A 13,534-nucleotide genomic window follows, 5' to 3' on the forward strand; every position below is an offset into this window, starting at 1 on the left:
ACCGCGACCACCCCCACCATCGACGAGGCGGTGATACTCCCCGAGATCACCGCCGCCTAAACTAACGACAGCTGATCATCGCAACGAAGCGAAAGACCACCACTCAAACGGACGCGGCCCTACCGGGAGTCGAAGGTCCGAGTCTCGGAACGGCACCGGCGCCAGGTTGTCGTCGAGATCACGTTCGCTTCCCCCCATGACCTCATCCGGTGGGAGGACAGTAAGGAGCGGCAGGCGCACCTGCAACAGGCCGTGCCGCTCACGATCGGGCAGGCCCGTCCACTGACTCCGGACGCCCTCACCGGTGCAATCCCGACGGCCGGTCCCGCGCGCCCGCGGTGGTGGACGGCGCGATAACGCTGCACCCGAGCGCCCCGCCGAGACGATCCGGCGGGGCGCTCCCGTGTCCACCCCCCGGCCCGTCAAATGTCCGACCCCCCCTACTACTGTTGTGTGTGTCAGATACACAACATGGCGCGAGCCGTTAGGCGCGGGCGGCGTGTGCCGGCATGCCGGACCGCCCCACCAGGGGCGAACGGCCGGCTTCGCCGACGCGATGACGCGCCGGCCGCGAGCGGGCGGATTTGCTCAGCGCGCCTGGAGGAGGCGCGCTTTCAGACGCTCTCCCCGCGCCTGGCGTTGGCTCTCCAGATCTCCCAGGCCCTCGTGAGCTGCCCGTTGTTGGATTCCGCGGCCGCGGCGCCCTCTTCTGCGGTGAGGGCGGTGTAGCCGCCGAGCTGACCGGCCGTCACCTGTGCTCGGGCGTTGAGGTCCGCGTAGACCGCGCGGGCGACCGCCTGCGGGATCGAGTCGCCCACGGCGACGAATCCGTGTCCTCGCATGAGTGCGACCGCCGCGCCCCCGAGGGTCGCAGCAAGGTCCGCGCCGAGCGAACCGCTGCGGATCAGCAGGTCGCTGGAGGACCCGACGCTGTCACGGATCTCGAAGACCGGGACCGCTTCGCCGAGGAAGCCCGCCATGTGCCACACCGCCTGCAGAGGCGTCCTGGAGATGCTGAAGGGCACCATCGACGCGGAGTGGCTGTGGACAACGGCCTGGACATCGGCGCGTGCCCGGTAGATCTCGCCGTGGATGAATCGTTCGAGATAGCTCGGTCTGTCGTCCGCGGTCGTCCCGTCCAATCCGATCACCTGAATGTCGTCGGGCGTGACGAGGCCGGGGGCCAGGTTTCTGGAGATGAGGAACCTGCTCGGGTCGTCGGGGTCACGGACGCTCACGTGGCCGAAAGCATCGAGGATGCCGTGGCGGACGAGAATGCGATTCGCATCGACGAGATCCTCTCGAACCCCTAGTCGATCACCAGTTGACATCCTTCATCGCTCCCTACTGCAGACGTACGTGTCGCTGTCAGCCCGAACACGCGGCTCACTCACCGTATACGGCGCTGTCACTCCTGCTCGACATCTCACGCGAACGCCTGCCCGAAGACCCGGACATCGCCCATCGCAGACGCGACCTGGATCAGCGTCGGCCCATCCTCGGCGAACGCGGCGGCGAACGCGCTCTCGAGCTCCTCCGGGTTGGACGCCCGCCAAGACTTCAGTCCCAGGCTTCGGGCGTACGATGCGTGGTCGATCGGGGGCCGGAAGGTCCAGCGCATCGCATCCTCTGCGCCGGGCTCTCCGAGCGAGCTGCCCATCGCTCCCGTCACGGTCGCGACGTCCCGCCAGCCCCCGTTGTCGAGGACGAGGTAGACGACCGGAACGTCGTACGCGGCAGCGGTGTGGATCGCTGTGGAGTTGAACATGAACCCGCCATCGCCGAGGACGGCGATCACTCGACGATCGGGACGAGCCATCTGGATGCCGACCGCCGCCGGCGCGCCCCAACCCTGAGCACTCGCCTTCCCCGAGAGGCCGAAATACGTCCACGGTGCGCCATAGTCGACGAGTGTGTCGATGAAGCCCTCCGCGGATCCGCACTGGTTGACGACGATCGTCTCGGAGCCGCCGAGGCGATGGATGAGGTCCGCGATGTGGGCCGCCGATACCGCGCCATCAGCCTCGCCGAGCAGGCGCGACCGCAAGGCTTCGCGGCCCGCTTCCCAGCGCTCTCTGAGCCCTCGCACCCGCCCGCCCGAGCTCACGGGTACCGCTCCGCCTTCAGCGAGGCGATCGGCGACCGCATCGAGCAGGCGCCCGGGGTGGCTGAGGATGCCGACCTGACCTGCGTACTGCCGGCGCAGAGCGAGCGGGTCCACGGTGACCTGCACCACGAGGCTGTCACCGAAATCCGGCAGGGGCATCGCCAGCCCCTCGGTGAGCTCGGCGCCGAGGAGGACGACGACGTCTGCGCCCTCCAGTGCAGGGCTCGATGCGGTCAGCTTGCCGACGTACCTCGGATTGGTGTTCGGGAAGGCGAGGTCGGCGCCCTTGATCTCCCCGAGCACGGACGCGTCCACCAGGTCGGAGAGCCTTTCCAGCGCGGCAATCGCACCGTACCGCGCGACCTCTGTCCCCACCACGATGACCGGACTGGCCGCCGTCCTGAGAATCTGGGCGAGACGCTCTACCGCATCCGGATCGAGCGCCTCATGCAGATACTCGGTCACCGGTCCCGGGGTGAACTCGATCTCCTCTTCCAGAAAGTCCATCGGAATGCCGAGGTGCACCGGACCGTAGGGAGGGGTGGAAGCGATCTGGAACGCTCGCTCGAGGAACTCCGGAAGCCGCTCCGCCCGGGGGATCTCAGCCGACCACTTCGTGTACTGCTGTGTCGCCTCTGTGATGGCCCGGGGAACGTTTTCGGCGCCCAGGCATCCCTGCAGGCGGCCTTCGCCTCGACGGGGTTTGCCCGAGGCTGACGGGAACAGCGCCTCCCAGCACCGCCGGCATGGATCGCGCCGCGCTTGCTGCGACGACGTACAGCGCGCAGCGCTGCCCCCCTACGAGAGCAGAACGGTCACGGTCTTCGTCTCGGTGTACGAGATCAGTTCGTCGAGGGACTCCTCGCGGCCGATCCCCGAAGCCTTCACCCCTCCGAACGGCAGTCCCCAGAAGTGCCGGCTGCCACTGTTGACGAGGATGTAGCCGGCCTCGATCTGCCGGGCGACGACGTGGGCGCGCGTGACGTCGCGCGTCCAGATGCTCGAGGTGAGCCCGTACTGGACGCCGTTGGCGATCCGTACGGCCTCCTCGTCGGCGTCGAAGGTGGTGACGGAGAGGACGGGGCCGAAGATCTCGTTCTGCTCGACGAACGACCCGGGGCTGACACCGGTGAGCAGCGTCGGCTCGACGAACCACCCCTCATCGAGGCCGGCGGGACGGCCGCCGCCCGTCGCCACGGTGGCACCCGCCTTCCTGCCTTCGGCGATGGCGCTGATGGACTTCTGGAACTGTGCCTCCGACACGAGCGGGCCCATGTCCACGGACGGGTCCAGCGGGTCTCCCACCCGGATCGCGGCCATGCGCTCGGCGACCCGGCCGATCACTTCGTCGGCCACCGAGGAGTGCACGAGCAGGCGGCTCGTCGAGCCGCAGCTCTGTCCGGCGACCCACGTGAAGTTCATACCCGCGACGGCACCGGCCGCAGCCGCCTCCAAATCGGCGTCGGCGAAGACGATCTGAGCGTTCTTTCCGCCCAGTTCGAGCGACACGTGCTTGACTCCGGTCTCGGCTGCATCCCGCTGGATCGATTGCCCCGTCGCGGTGGACCCGATGAAACCGATCCGGCGGACCTCGGGATGACGCACCAGCGCGCGTCCGGTCACCGCGCCGCGACCGCTGACGGTGATCAACAGATTGTCCGGGAGGATCCCGACCGCGAGCTCGGCCAGGCGCAACGAAGACAGCGGCGTCTGGTCCGGGGCCTTGAGGACCACGGCGTTGCCGGCGACGAGGGGCGCGGCGACCTTCGCCGCCGCGAAGAAGAAGGGATGGTTGAACGCACCGATACGCGCGACCACTCCGTAGGGCACCTGCATGGTGTAGTGGAGGTTCGTGCTCACCGGAATCGTCCGGCCACCGAGGTCGAGCGCCATGTCGGCGAAGATCTCCATGAGTTCCGCCGCCGCGTCCACATCGCCCCTCATCATCGATGAGGGTGAACCCGCCGTCCAGTGCGTCGAGAGTGGCGAGCTCCTCACGGTGCTCTCGGATCGTCGCAGCGAGTTGCCGGATCACGGCGGCCCGGGCTCGGGGCGGCATCGCGCCCCAGGCCGGCTGCGCAGCCTGCGCCGCCGCCACCGCGCGCCCGACCTCCTCCTCGGAGAGGTCGGGGGCGGAGGTCAGGGGACGCCCGGTCGTGGGGTTCTCGACCTCGTAGCGCGCGGCACTGGCCCACGGCTTGCCATCGAGAGTGACGGTCCATTCCCGGTCTGCGACATCGGTCGACGGGCTCATCATTGACTCCTCGTTTCCAGCAGAAGCGGTTTCTGTGTTCCAGAGGAGCATGCCCACCCTCTGGGACGGGAGGATGGTCCTCGCAGCCGCGACGCATCGCCTCCTCCTCCGAGCGCGGCCGCGAAGGCCTTCCTCGGGCCCACTTGACGTAAGGCGCGCGTGTGTGGCAGAATCAATTTCTGCACATCAGAAACTATGCCTCGGCCTCCTTCGACGTGCGACGTCGGAGCGGTGTCGAAGCATTACACTACGGATAGGCGCGACGATGAGCACTTCCAGCATGACGATCTACGACGAGATCCGTCGCGGAATGATACCGGCGTACATCTACAACGACGCGGAGATCTTCGCGCGCGAACGAAAGAACCTTTTCAGCCGCGCCTGGCTGTTCGTGGGCCACGAGTCCGAGATTCCTCAGGCCGGCGACTACGTCGTCCGGCGAATACTCGACGACTCGTTCATCATCGTCCGCGACGAGAAGGGTGAGATCCGCGCCCACTTCAACATGTGCCTGCATCGCGGCATGCAGGTCTGCCGGGCCGAGATGGGGAACGCCTCGCACTTCCGCTGCCCGTACCACGGGTGGTCCTACCGCAACGACGGACGCATCGTCGGACTCCCCTTCCACGAGGAGGCCTACGGCGGCGAGGCCGGGTTCAGCCGAAAGGGCGCACGGCTCCTGCCGGCGCCGAACCTCGGTATGTACAACGGCCTGATCTTCATCAGCATGGACCCGGATGCGCCGAGCCTCGAGGACTACATCGGCGACTTCAAGTTCTATCTCGACTACTACACCCGGCAGAGCCCCAGCGGCATCGAGCTCCGGGGCCCGCAGCGGTGGCGCGTCAAGGCGAACTGGAAGATCGGCGCCGAGAACTTCGCCGGCGACATGTACCACACGCCCCAGACGCACACCTCGGTCGTCGAGATCGGGCTGTTCCGCGAGCCGAAGGCCGAGAAGCGCAAGGACGGCAACACATACTGGGCCGGCAACGGAGGCGGCACGACCTACAAGCTCCCGCCGGGCACGCTCGAGGAGCGGCTGCGGTACGTCGGCTACCCGGACGAGATGGTCGAGCGGATGAAGGCGACCTGGTCTCAGGAGCAGCTCGATGTCATCGGCCGCGACGGGTTCATGATCTCCGCGGCCTCGCTCTTCCCGAACATGTCCTTCGTCCACAACTGGCCCAAGGTCGAGGAGGGTTCGGACGAGGACGTGCTCCCGTTCATCTCCATCCGGACGTGGCTTCCGATCAGCGAGGACGAGACCGAGGTGTACTCCTGGTTCGCGGTCGACGCTGAGGCTCCGGAGGAGTTCAAGGCACTGTCGTACAAGGCCTACCTGATGTGCTTCGGGTCGACGGGCATGTTCGAGCAGGACGACGTGGAGAACTGGGTCTCGCTCACGAACACGGCGAAGGGATCAATGGCGCGGCGCCTGCTCCTGAACAGCCGCATGGGCATCCTCAAGGATGGATCGCCGGTCGTCGAGCCGCTCGGCCCCGACCAGTTCGCCGGCCCCGGCGTCGCGCACGTGGGATACGGCGAGTACAACCAGCGCCATCTGCTCCACCGCTGGGCGGACTACCTGGAGTCGGAGTACGAGGGCGTCGACTTCCGTGCCCTGTCGATCGGCGGCGAGCCGCCACTGGATGTCGAGCCCCGACCTGCGGGCATCGCGAACAATGGTCAGAAGGTGGTCCGATGATCGAGGAGACCGGCAAGGCAGTTTCCGAAGTCTCCCGGCTTCGCAAGTCGTCAACCCTCGCCGACCGGGTGGGCTCGTCCCTGCCCTTCACGAGCGAGCTGCACGCCACGATCCATCGCTGGCTCGTCGAAGAGGCCTACACTCTCGACCAGCAGCGGTATGAGAGCTGGCTGGACATGCTGACGGAAGACATCCACTACGTCATGCCCGTCCGCGTGACCACCGCACTCGGCACGCCCTTCAGCACGTCCCCCGGGATGGCGCACTGGGACGAGAACAAGTACTCGCTCAGCCGGCGCGTCGCACGGTTCCTTACCGAGCATGCCTGGACCGAGGACCCTCCGTCCCGGCTGCGTCACTTCGTGACCAACGTGCGGGTGTTCGAGACCGACGTGCCCGGCGAGGTGCTCGCCGACTCCGCGATGCTGCTGTTCCGCAGCCGAGGAGACGTGAACGAGCCGTCGATCATCTCCGCCCACCGGGAGGATGTGTTCCGTGACGTCGGAGGCGAGTACAAGCTCGCGCGCCGCGTCATCCTCGTCGACGAGTCGGTGCTGCGCACCCAGAACCTGGCGATCTTCCTGTGACCCTGGAGTGGGAAGGCGCCGACGTCGATCGGGCCGCCGCGATCGCCGCCGCCGAGGAGCGCGCACGTTTGGTCGCGCGCACCGTCGGCGAGCCGCTCACGATCGCCAACGAGTTCTCTGAGATCACGGTGAGCCGGGTCGAGACCCGCAACGGGACGCGTCTGCTCATCGACTCTCCGAAATCCGGACAATGGATCGCACTCGACCCGCTCGAGCTGGAGGCGCTCACCTGGCAGACCGTCCAGACGTTCTCAGCGATGATCGGGTCGCCGTACGCGCCCATGTTCCCCGACCCCGACCCATCATCAACGAGGAATGACCATGGCCACGGTGAAGGCTGACCTCTCCCTCTGCCAGGGCTACGCGAACTGCGTCGTGGCCGCGGGAGACTACTTCGACATCGACGACGACGGCAAGGTCGTGCTCTTGCAGCTCGAGGTGCCGGACGCGGAGCGCACTCGCGTCGAGGAAGCCGCCCGAAGCTGCCCGGTCTCGGCGCTGTCTGTCGAGGGTTGAGCCGATTCGCATGTCTCACGTCGTCGTCGTCGGTGCTTCCGTCGCCGGAGTCAAGCTCGTACAGAATCTTCGTTCGGAGGGGTTCACCGGCGCGATCACGCTGGTGGACCAGGAGAGCCATCCCCTCTACGACCGTCCCCCGCTGTCGAAGAAGTACCTCAGCGGCGCCGCATCCGACCCGGAGATCGCGCTGACGACGGCGGAAGCGCTCGAAGGCCTGCGGGTCGAGACCCGTTTCGGCGTCGCCGCGACCGAGCTGGATCCTGCCGGCAAGACGCTGACGCTCGCCGACGGCAGCGAGCTGACCTACGACATCCTCGTCATCGCGACGGGTGCCCGAGCTCGCCGAACCCCGTGGGCTTCCACTCCCGGCGTCCACGTGCTGCGTACCCGCGCCGATGCCGACGAGCTGCGCAAGGAGCTCGTTCCGGGCCGCCACCTCGCGGTGGTCGGCGCCGGATTCATCGGCGCCGAGGCGGCCGCCACAGCGCTTGCGGCCGGTGTCAAGGTCACCATCATCGAACCGATCGGTGCTCCGATGGGCCGGGCGATGAATATGGAAGTGGGCGGTATCTTCGCGGAGAAGTACCGCAGGGAGGGTGCTGAGCTACGCTTCGGCGTCTCCGTCGAGAACGTCGAGCGCACGGGTGACCGCGTCCAGGTCACGCTCACCGATGGCGCGACGCTGGATGTCGACGCTGTCCTGCTCGGTATCGGAGCGGTCGTCAACACGGAGTGGCTCGAGTCGTCGGGCCTCGCGCTGGATAACGGTGTCGTCTGCGAAGGCACGCTTGCCGCCGTCGGCGTCTCCCACGTGTATGCGATCGGCGACGTGGCACGATTCATGAACCGACGGCATCCCGACCCGATCCGGTTGGAGCACTGGACGAGCGCGACGGATCAGGCGCTGATTGTCGCGCATAACATCGCTCACCCGGATGACCTGCGCAGCTACGACCCGACGGAGTATGTGTGGAGCGACCAGTACGACTGGAAGATCCAGATCGTCGGGCATACCGGATCTGATCACTGGACGATGGTGGGCGACCCTGCGCAGGACCGCTTCGCCGTCGTGTACGGCGAGAGCCAAGGGCAGGCCGAAGGTGCCGTCATCGTGAACTGGCCGCGTGCCCTCGTCGACGCCCGCCGCTCGGTCGCCTCGCGAGCGAAGGCGGACGAGCTGATACATCGGCTGCGCGCCCTCCTCGAGCCCTCGAGCACGGCTCCGGCGAAGGCGGCCGCCCGATGAGAGCTGACGACACCACCCTCCCCCTCCTGCACGGTCACCGCATCCCGCGAATCGGGGTGGGCACGTGGCCACTCACGGGAGACGAGTGCGCAACGATGGTCGAGAAGGCGGTCGGCTACGGTTACCGCCTGTTCGATACGGCGTACAAGTACGCGAATGAGGAGGCCGTCGGTGCCGGTCTGCGTGCATCGGGCATCCCTCGTGACGAGGTCTTCATCACGAGCAAGTTCAACAAGGAGGACCACAGCGTCGAGGGAGTGCAGCGCGCGTACGACCGATCGCTGAAGACCCTTCGCGTCGACTACCTCGATCTGTTCCTGATCCATTGGCCGGTTCCGGCCCTCGACCGATACGTCGAAGCGTGGAAGGGTCTGGTGAGACTGCTCGAAGAGGGACGAGTGAAGGCGATCGGCGTCTCCAACTTCAAGTCTCACCACCTTCAGCGCGTCGTCGACGCGACCGGTGTCGTCCCCGACGTCGATCAGATCCAGCTCAGCGTCGACATCGCCCGTGTCGAACAGCGCAGCTTCCAGCGCGCTCACGGCATCCTGACCGAGGCGTGGAGCCCGCTCGGACGCGGAGGAGCCCTGCTGTCCGATCCCGCGGTGACCGCGATCGCGTCGAAGTATGACAAGTCGCCCGCACAGGTCCTACTGCGCTGGCACATCGAGGAAGGGATCGTTCCCGTCCCGCGCGCCGGCGATGAGAAGCATCTCGCGCAGAACATCGACGTCTTCGATTTCACGCTCAGCTCGGAGGATATGGCGACGCTGAGTGGGCTGGATCAAGGCGAAGAAGCCGCCCGCGACCCGGACGATCCGGCCAACGGGCACTGAGGCCCACGGCGGCGGGTCGGTCGCTCCCGCAGCCACGCTCATCAGCGGCGTGTTCGCGTGCGCAGCGCATCCATGGGCGCTACGACGACCCGGGCCGGTTCACCCCAACAGTTCGGCGAGGCGGATCGCGGCGTCCTGCAGTGACCGCGCTAGGGACTTGACCTTGCCCGGCGGTAACCGCTGCACGGGCGCGGAGGCGTTGATCGCCAGTCGCAGTCCCGACGAGACGTGGACCGGGACCGCGACGCTCGCCACGCCGTCCTCGCTTTCCTGCCGATTCACGGCATAACCGTCCAGTCGTGTCCGAACCAGTTCGGCGACGAGTTCGTCTCGGGAACGTATGGAGTTCGGTGTGACGATCTCGAGCTGCTCGTCCGGGTACAGCCGGAAGAGCTGCTCGTCGCTCAGCTCGGCAAGCAGCGCCTTGCCGGTCGAGGTGCAATGCGCCGGCAGGGTCTTGCCCAGTCTCGAAACCACGCGCACGGCCACATCGGGCTCGGCAACGGCGAGGAATCGGACATGGTTGCCCTCGAGCGTGCCCAGGTGGCAGGTCTCACCGAGGGCGGCGCTGAGGTCCTCGAGGATCGGCTGCGCCAGTCTCGGGACATCCATCCTGCGCAGCACCGAGAAGGCCACCGTCGTCAGCGCCGGGCCAGGGCCGTAAGCCTTGGTCACCGGGTTCTGCCGCACGAAGCCGCGCCATGCCAGCATCGCGAGAAGTCGGTGCGCGGTCGAGGTCGCCACCCCGAGGAGGGCACCGGCGTCCGTGAGCCGCAGCTCGTGCTCCTCACCCAGCAGCAGGATCAGCTTCAGCGCGTTGTCGACCGACTCGATCGGATACTGGGGTGGATCGCCCGGCGACCCGAGCTGTCGATTCTGCACGGCAGAAAGCTTACTTGCAACGTGGGCGCGCTCCTCCTGCACCGCGCGCTCCGATGCCGACCCGACAGGCGGGAGGATCGTCTCCGCGGTGCCACTGCAGCCCGTGCCACCCCACGCCGCCCGCGTGGCTCCCTGTGACGGCCCCGACGGCCCAGGCGCTCTACGGTCGGAGCAGGACCTTCAGGCTGCTGGACGCGTCGCGGGACTGCTCGAAGGCGGCGGCGGCATCGTCGAAGGCGAACTCGTGGGTCGCCAGCGGCGACAGATCGATCCCCTGGGCGTCGGACGCCTGACGATCGACTCGAGGACGGCCTCGTACTCGCGATGAGCGATGGCGAACGACTGCGGGTGCCACAACTGATAGATGTGTAAGCAGCGTTCCGGGTAGGAGTCCACTACCCGCCCCAACGGGATGTCTGCACGCGCGACGCAGCAGCGGAGGAACGCGTGGTGCGCCACCAGCCAGGCGTCCATGTCACCGACTGCCAGCGCCGCATCCATTAGCGTCCCGTACTCGCGCGAAGCGCCGATCTCGGAGCGCAGCATCCGTCCACCGTCCGGCGCGCGCCTAAGGACTCCAGCTGAAGCCGGACACCGTAGAGCTGGTCGACCTCTTCTACGTCCGGGTGATACACCGTCGCTCGGCGATGGTATCGGCCTCGTTTGAGCCTTTCTTCCCGCAGCAAGCGAAACGCCTCGTGCAAATGACCTCCCCGTCGATCCAGGTCTTTCAACTTTCCATCCTGCGTGAGGCGGCAGTGGCGGTGACACTCCACTGCTCGGAAGAGCACTATTTCGCGCTATTGATCCGGACCCCGATGGTCGGAAGCTGTTCAGTGCCGCGTCATCGGCGCAATACGCTGGGAGACGGGGCTTCCTCTGCCCCGGGAGGACACCATGCAACCAGATAACCTCACGGTCACGGCTCGGGTGGCGCGCACAGCCGTCCCCGGGCGGCTGGACGATCTCACCGAGTGGGCGCATGGTTTCACCGGCCGGGCCCAGTCGTTCCCCGGCTACCGGGAGTCGAAGGTCCGAGTCTCGGAACGGCACCGGCGCCAGGTTGTCGTCGAGATCACGTTCGCTTCCCCCCATGACCTCATCCGGTGGGAGGACAGTAAGGAGCGGCAGGCGCACCTGCAACAGGCCGTGCCGCTCACGATCGGGCAGGCCCGTCCACTGACTCCGGACGCCCTCACCGGTGCAATCCCGACGGCCGGTCCCGCGCGCCCGCGGTGGTGGACGGCGATTTTAGTGTGGATCGCGCTGGTACCGCCTGCCATGTTCAACGCCTACTTCATCGCTCCGCTCCTGACCGGCCTGCCGCCGTACCTCCAGATCCTATGTACGACGCCACTGACCGTCGCGTGCGTCATCTGGGTGATGTTGCCTCTATTGCACGCGCTCGAGGAGAGCATCCGCCACTGGCTCGCGTGGCGGCGCGGGCGCTGAGCGTCTGCCCCATTAGGCGCTGTCGCGGCGGGCAAAGCCCTCTCCGCTCCCTCTTGTCAATCTTGCCTACCTTGGTGAGGGGCATGTCGTCGACGGCGATCAGCCGCTCGGGGTGCTTATGCTTAGCCACCCCGGCGGACTCCATGGCGGCGCGGATCCGTTCGAGCCCGAGCGGGCCGCCCTCCTTGAGACTCACGTAGACGCATACCCGCTCGCTGAACACGGGGTCGAGCATCGCGACGGCGGCCGCTAGATCGAAGCTGTCATAGCGGTAGACGAGGTCCTCCACCTCTTCGCACGAAATCTTCTCGCTGCCTCGGTTGATCATGTCGAGATGTAGCCATCCTCGGTGAAGGACCGCGCGTTCGTCTCAGGTGCGCGGTAGCATCCGCGCGGGGTGTAGCGGATCGGTTTCCTGCTCGAGCATAGATCGACGGCTCATCAGATGCCTCCAGAGTTCTTTTCGTCGGTTATGTCGGTGTGGTGATCAGCGGCGGCGCTGGCGCTTGCCGCCCCAGAACGCGCGGACTGCCATGGTGATCGCTTCGTCTTTGGTGAGGCGATCACCACGGGCCGCGGCTTCGTCGCGTGCCTGGTTGATGTACTCGAAGACGTCCGGAGGTAGTCGGAAGGTCGCGGGGTGTTTTTCGATGCGCTGGACATTGTACGGGCCGCGCTTCTTGCCGGTGCGGGGCGACGTGTCACACCCCAATCAGGGCGGCTTCGACGTCGTCATCGGCAACCCACCCTACGTCAACCGGCGCGAGCTCAGCTACCGCATCACCGGCTTCGAGACAGACAACGTCGACGACATCTACGCCTCCTGCTGCGAGCGCTCGGCGCAGATCACGCGCCCGGATGGCCGGCTCAGCCTGATCGTTCCCATCCGCAGCCAGTTCGCCGATCGCGACGAGTCACTGCGGAAGTTCTACGAGCGGCGGTTCGATGCGATCTGGGTGAGCACCTTCCAGGAACGCCCGGCTGCCCTGTTCCAGGTGAAGGTGCGCAGCACGATCATCACCGCCGCCGGGTATGGCAGCGTCTCCGAGCTGCACACGACGCTCACCCACAGCTGGATCGAGGCGTTCCGTCCGCATCTGATGGCGACACTGCGGTATTCGCTTCGGCCCGCCGGCTCGCGGACCCCGAACTGGATGCGCGCCAGCAGCGACGCGATGTTCGAGCTGATCGACACGCTGCTTGCGAAGGGCACGATCTCCTCGACGCCGCTTGTCCGTGTGAGCGACTACTCCGTCGGTTTCAAGAAGACCGCCACGTACTTCCTGAGCACGTACACGGTGCCGCCGGTCACCTACGACAAGACCACGCACGCCACGGTGCCCCTCAACGAGGGGAAGCTGTTCGTTCAGAACCGGAAGGACCAGCTCGCGGCCAGCGCGATCGCGGCGTCGCGGCTGGCGTTCCTGTGGTGGACGTTCACGGGCGACTGCTTCAACGTCACCAAGGGCACGATGTCGCAGATCCCATTCTCCCCGCACGCTTACGGGCAGGACACGTTCGATGCTCTGGTGGAGCTCGGCGAGAGGATCGAGGAGGCGCTGCCGGCCGTGCGCTCCTGGGATCTCAACTCCGGGAAGTACGTGGGCGGGTACGCGATCCCCGAACTGCGTCATCTCACCGGTCAGGCCGACGAGATCATGCTGGAGGCGATCGGCCGCATCGATCTGCTGCCGGAGATCCAGTACGCCCACGCCCGGATGTACAAGAGCACCGGGATTTCCGCGACGACACTGCGAAAGTTGCCGTTCGAGGTCGAGGTGTGACGCGCGACATCCGCACGGGTCCTTTGCCCTCGAGCGACTGCGGAAAGTGTCAAGGCGGGTGAGACAGATTCCGTCAGGCGGTCTGTATGAGGGCCTCCTGTGAGGGCTGGTTGATCCAGGCGGCCTCGGGCAGCTTGGGCGCCTGGGGTCGGCGGTGGC

15 protein-coding genes and 1 pseudogene are annotated in these 13,534 nt (G+C 66.8%); 8 read left to right on the forward strand and 8 right to left on the reverse strand.

What is annotated here, in order from left to right; genetic code table 11:
* Positions 1-614 precede the first annotated feature (614 nt).
* The 4 genes and pseudogenes from ID804_RS11910 to ID804_RS12510 all read right to left on the reverse strand — a co-directional run.
* Complete coding sequence (locus ID804_RS11910; RefSeq protein WP_062633823.1) at positions 615-1,331, reverse strand: class II aldolase/adducin family protein; 717 nt, start codon at positions 1,329-1,331, stop codon at positions 615-617.
* 95 nt (positions 1,332-1,426) lie between these two features.
* Positions 1,427-2,632, reverse strand: coding sequence for a thiamine pyrophosphate-dependent enzyme (locus ID804_RS11915; protein ID WP_062633824.1), 1,206 nt, complete (start codon positions 2,630-2,632; stop codon positions 1,427-1,429).
* Positions 2,633-2,905: 273 nt separating this feature from the next.
* Positions 2,906-4,018, reverse strand: coding sequence for an aldehyde dehydrogenase family protein (locus ID804_RS11920; RefSeq protein ID WP_248276810.1), 1,113 nt, complete (start codon positions 4,016-4,018; stop codon positions 2,906-2,908).
* An 88-nt stretch (positions 4,019-4,106) separates the two neighbouring features.
* Positions 4,107-4,412, reverse strand: a pseudogene (locus tag ID804_RS12510) (aldehyde dehydrogenase family protein); the annotation flags it as partial.
* Between the two features lie 214 nt (positions 4,413-4,626).
* Here ID804_RS12510 and ID804_RS11925 point away from each other — a divergent pair.
* Genes ID804_RS11925 through ID804_RS11950 form a run of 6 tightly spaced genes read left to right on the forward strand, consistent with a single transcriptional unit; the run spans position 4,627 to position 9,257 of the window.
* On the forward strand, positions 4,627-6,069 hold the full coding sequence (locus tag ID804_RS11925; RefSeq protein ID WP_223159173.1) for a Rieske 2Fe-2S domain-containing protein: 1,443 nt from the start codon (positions 4,627-4,629) through the stop codon (positions 6,067-6,069).
* The gene (locus tag ID804_RS11930; RefSeq protein ID WP_062633826.1) at positions 6,066-6,656 is read left to right on the forward strand and encodes a 3-phenylpropionate/cinnamic acid dioxygenase subunit beta; all 591 of its coding nucleotides are present in this window, start codon (positions 6,066-6,068) and stop codon (positions 6,654-6,656) included. The genes ID804_RS11925 and ID804_RS11930 overlap by 4 nt, the downstream gene beginning before the upstream one ends.
* Complete coding sequence (locus ID804_RS11935; protein ID WP_062633828.1) at positions 6,653-6,997, forward strand: hypothetical protein; 345 nt, start codon at positions 6,653-6,655, stop codon at positions 6,995-6,997. The genes ID804_RS11930 and ID804_RS11935 overlap by 4 nt, the downstream gene beginning before the upstream one ends.
* On the forward strand, positions 6,978-7,172 hold the full coding sequence (locus ID804_RS11940; RefSeq protein ID WP_062633830.1) for a ferredoxin: 195 nt from the start codon (positions 6,978-6,980) through the stop codon (positions 7,170-7,172). Before ID804_RS11935 ends, ID804_RS11940 begins: the two co-directional genes overlap by 20 nt.
* A gap of 10 nt (positions 7,173-7,182) precedes the next feature.
* The gene (locus tag ID804_RS11945) at positions 7,183-8,421 is read left to right on the forward strand and encodes an NAD(P)/FAD-dependent oxidoreductase (protein ID WP_062633832.1); all 1,239 of its coding nucleotides are present in this window, start codon (positions 7,183-7,185) and stop codon (positions 8,419-8,421) included.
* On the forward strand, positions 8,418-9,257 hold the full coding sequence (locus ID804_RS11950; RefSeq protein ID WP_005050739.1) for an aldo/keto reductase: 840 nt from the start codon (positions 8,418-8,420) through the stop codon (positions 9,255-9,257). Before ID804_RS11945 ends, ID804_RS11950 begins: the two co-directional genes overlap by 4 nt.
* Before the next feature lie 99 nt (positions 9,258-9,356).
* On the opposite strand, the gene ID804_RS11955 is transcribed toward ID804_RS11950, so the two are convergent.
* Together ID804_RS11955 and ID804_RS11960 are read right to left on the reverse strand one after the other, a co-directional pair.
* Positions 9,357-10,139 (reverse strand): IclR family transcriptional regulator, encoded by a 783-nt coding sequence (locus ID804_RS11955; protein WP_039712028.1) that lies wholly within the window; start codon positions 10,137-10,139, stop codon positions 9,357-9,359.
* A 180-nt stretch (positions 10,140-10,319) separates the two neighbouring features.
* Positions 10,320-10,685, reverse strand: coding sequence for a hypothetical protein (locus ID804_RS11960; protein ID WP_135012837.1), 366 nt, complete (start codon positions 10,683-10,685; stop codon positions 10,320-10,322).
* A gap of 351 nt (positions 10,686-11,036) precedes the next feature.
* Between ID804_RS11960 and ID804_RS11965 the strand changes: the two genes are divergently transcribed.
* Positions 11,037-11,591 carry a putative antibiotic biosynthesis monooxygenase gene (locus tag ID804_RS11965; protein WP_005050743.1) on the forward strand — a complete coding sequence of 185 codons (555 nt, stop codon included), beginning with the start codon at positions 11,037-11,039 and terminating at the stop codon, positions 11,589-11,591.
* Here ID804_RS11965 and ID804_RS12515 read toward each other — a convergent pair.
* Both ID804_RS12515 and ID804_RS11975 read right to left on the reverse strand, forming a co-directional pair.
* Positions 11,512-11,919 carry an AMP-binding enzyme gene (locus ID804_RS12515; protein WP_005050745.1) on the reverse strand — a complete coding sequence of 136 codons (408 nt, stop codon included), beginning with the start codon at positions 11,917-11,919 and terminating at the stop codon, positions 11,512-11,514. The two genes, ID804_RS11965 and ID804_RS12515, sit on opposite strands and share 80 nt — an antisense overlap.
* Before the next feature lie 159 nt (positions 11,920-12,078).
* The gene (locus ID804_RS11975; RefSeq protein WP_039712023.1) at positions 12,079-12,303 is read right to left on the reverse strand and encodes a hypothetical protein; all 225 of its coding nucleotides are present in this window, start codon (positions 12,301-12,303) and stop codon (positions 12,079-12,081) included.
* Here ID804_RS11975 and ID804_RS11980 point away from each other — a divergent pair.
* The gene (locus ID804_RS11980; protein ID WP_039712022.1) at positions 12,290-13,375 is read left to right on the forward strand and encodes an SAM-dependent methyltransferase; all 1,086 of its coding nucleotides are present in this window, start codon (positions 12,290-12,292) and stop codon (positions 13,373-13,375) included. The genes ID804_RS11975 and ID804_RS11980 overlap by 14 nt on opposite strands.
* Positions 13,376-13,534: the final 159 nt, after the last annotated feature.

Origin of the sequence: Microcella alkalica, assembly GCF_014595885.1 — a bacterium.
Taxonomy (GTDB): domain Bacteria; phylum Actinomycetota; class Actinomycetes; order Actinomycetales; family Microbacteriaceae; genus Microcella; species Microcella alkaliphila_B.

Coding starts and splice junctions, on each gene's coding strand:
- ID804_RS11910 (WP_062633823.1), bottom strand. CDS start 1,331: ATGTCAACTGGTGATCGACTAGGGGTTCGAGAGGATCTCGTCGATGCG.
- ID804_RS11920 (WP_248276810.1), bottom strand. CDS start 4,018: ATGGAGATCTTCGCCGACATGGCGCTCGACCTCGGTGGCCGGACGATT.
- ID804_RS11925 (WP_223159173.1), top strand. CDS start 4,627: ATGAGCACTTCCAGCATGACGATCTACGACGAGATCCGTCGCGGAATG.
- ID804_RS11930 (WP_062633826.1), top strand. CDS start 6,066: ATGATCGAGGAGACCGGCAAGGCAGTTTCCGAAGTCTCCCGGCTTCGC.
- ID804_RS11940 (WP_062633830.1), top strand. CDS start 6,978: ATGGCCACGGTGAAGGCTGACCTCTCCCTCTGCCAGGGCTACGCGAAC.
- ID804_RS11945 (WP_062633832.1), top strand. CDS start 7,183: ATGTCTCACGTCGTCGTCGTCGGTGCTTCCGTCGCCGGAGTCAAGCTC.
- ID804_RS11950 (WP_005050739.1), top strand. CDS start 8,418: ATGAGAGCTGACGACACCACCCTCCCCCTCCTGCACGGTCACCGCATC.
- ID804_RS11960 (WP_135012837.1), bottom strand. CDS start 10,685: ATGCTGCGCTCCGAGATCGGCGCTTCGCGCGAGTACGGGACGCTAATG.
- ID804_RS11965 (WP_005050743.1), top strand. CDS start 11,037: ATGCAACCAGATAACCTCACGGTCACGGCTCGGGTGGCGCGCACAGCC.
- ID804_RS12515 (WP_005050745.1), bottom strand. CDS start 11,919: ATGATCAACCGAGGCAGCGAGAAGATTTCGTGCGAAGAGGTGGAGGAC.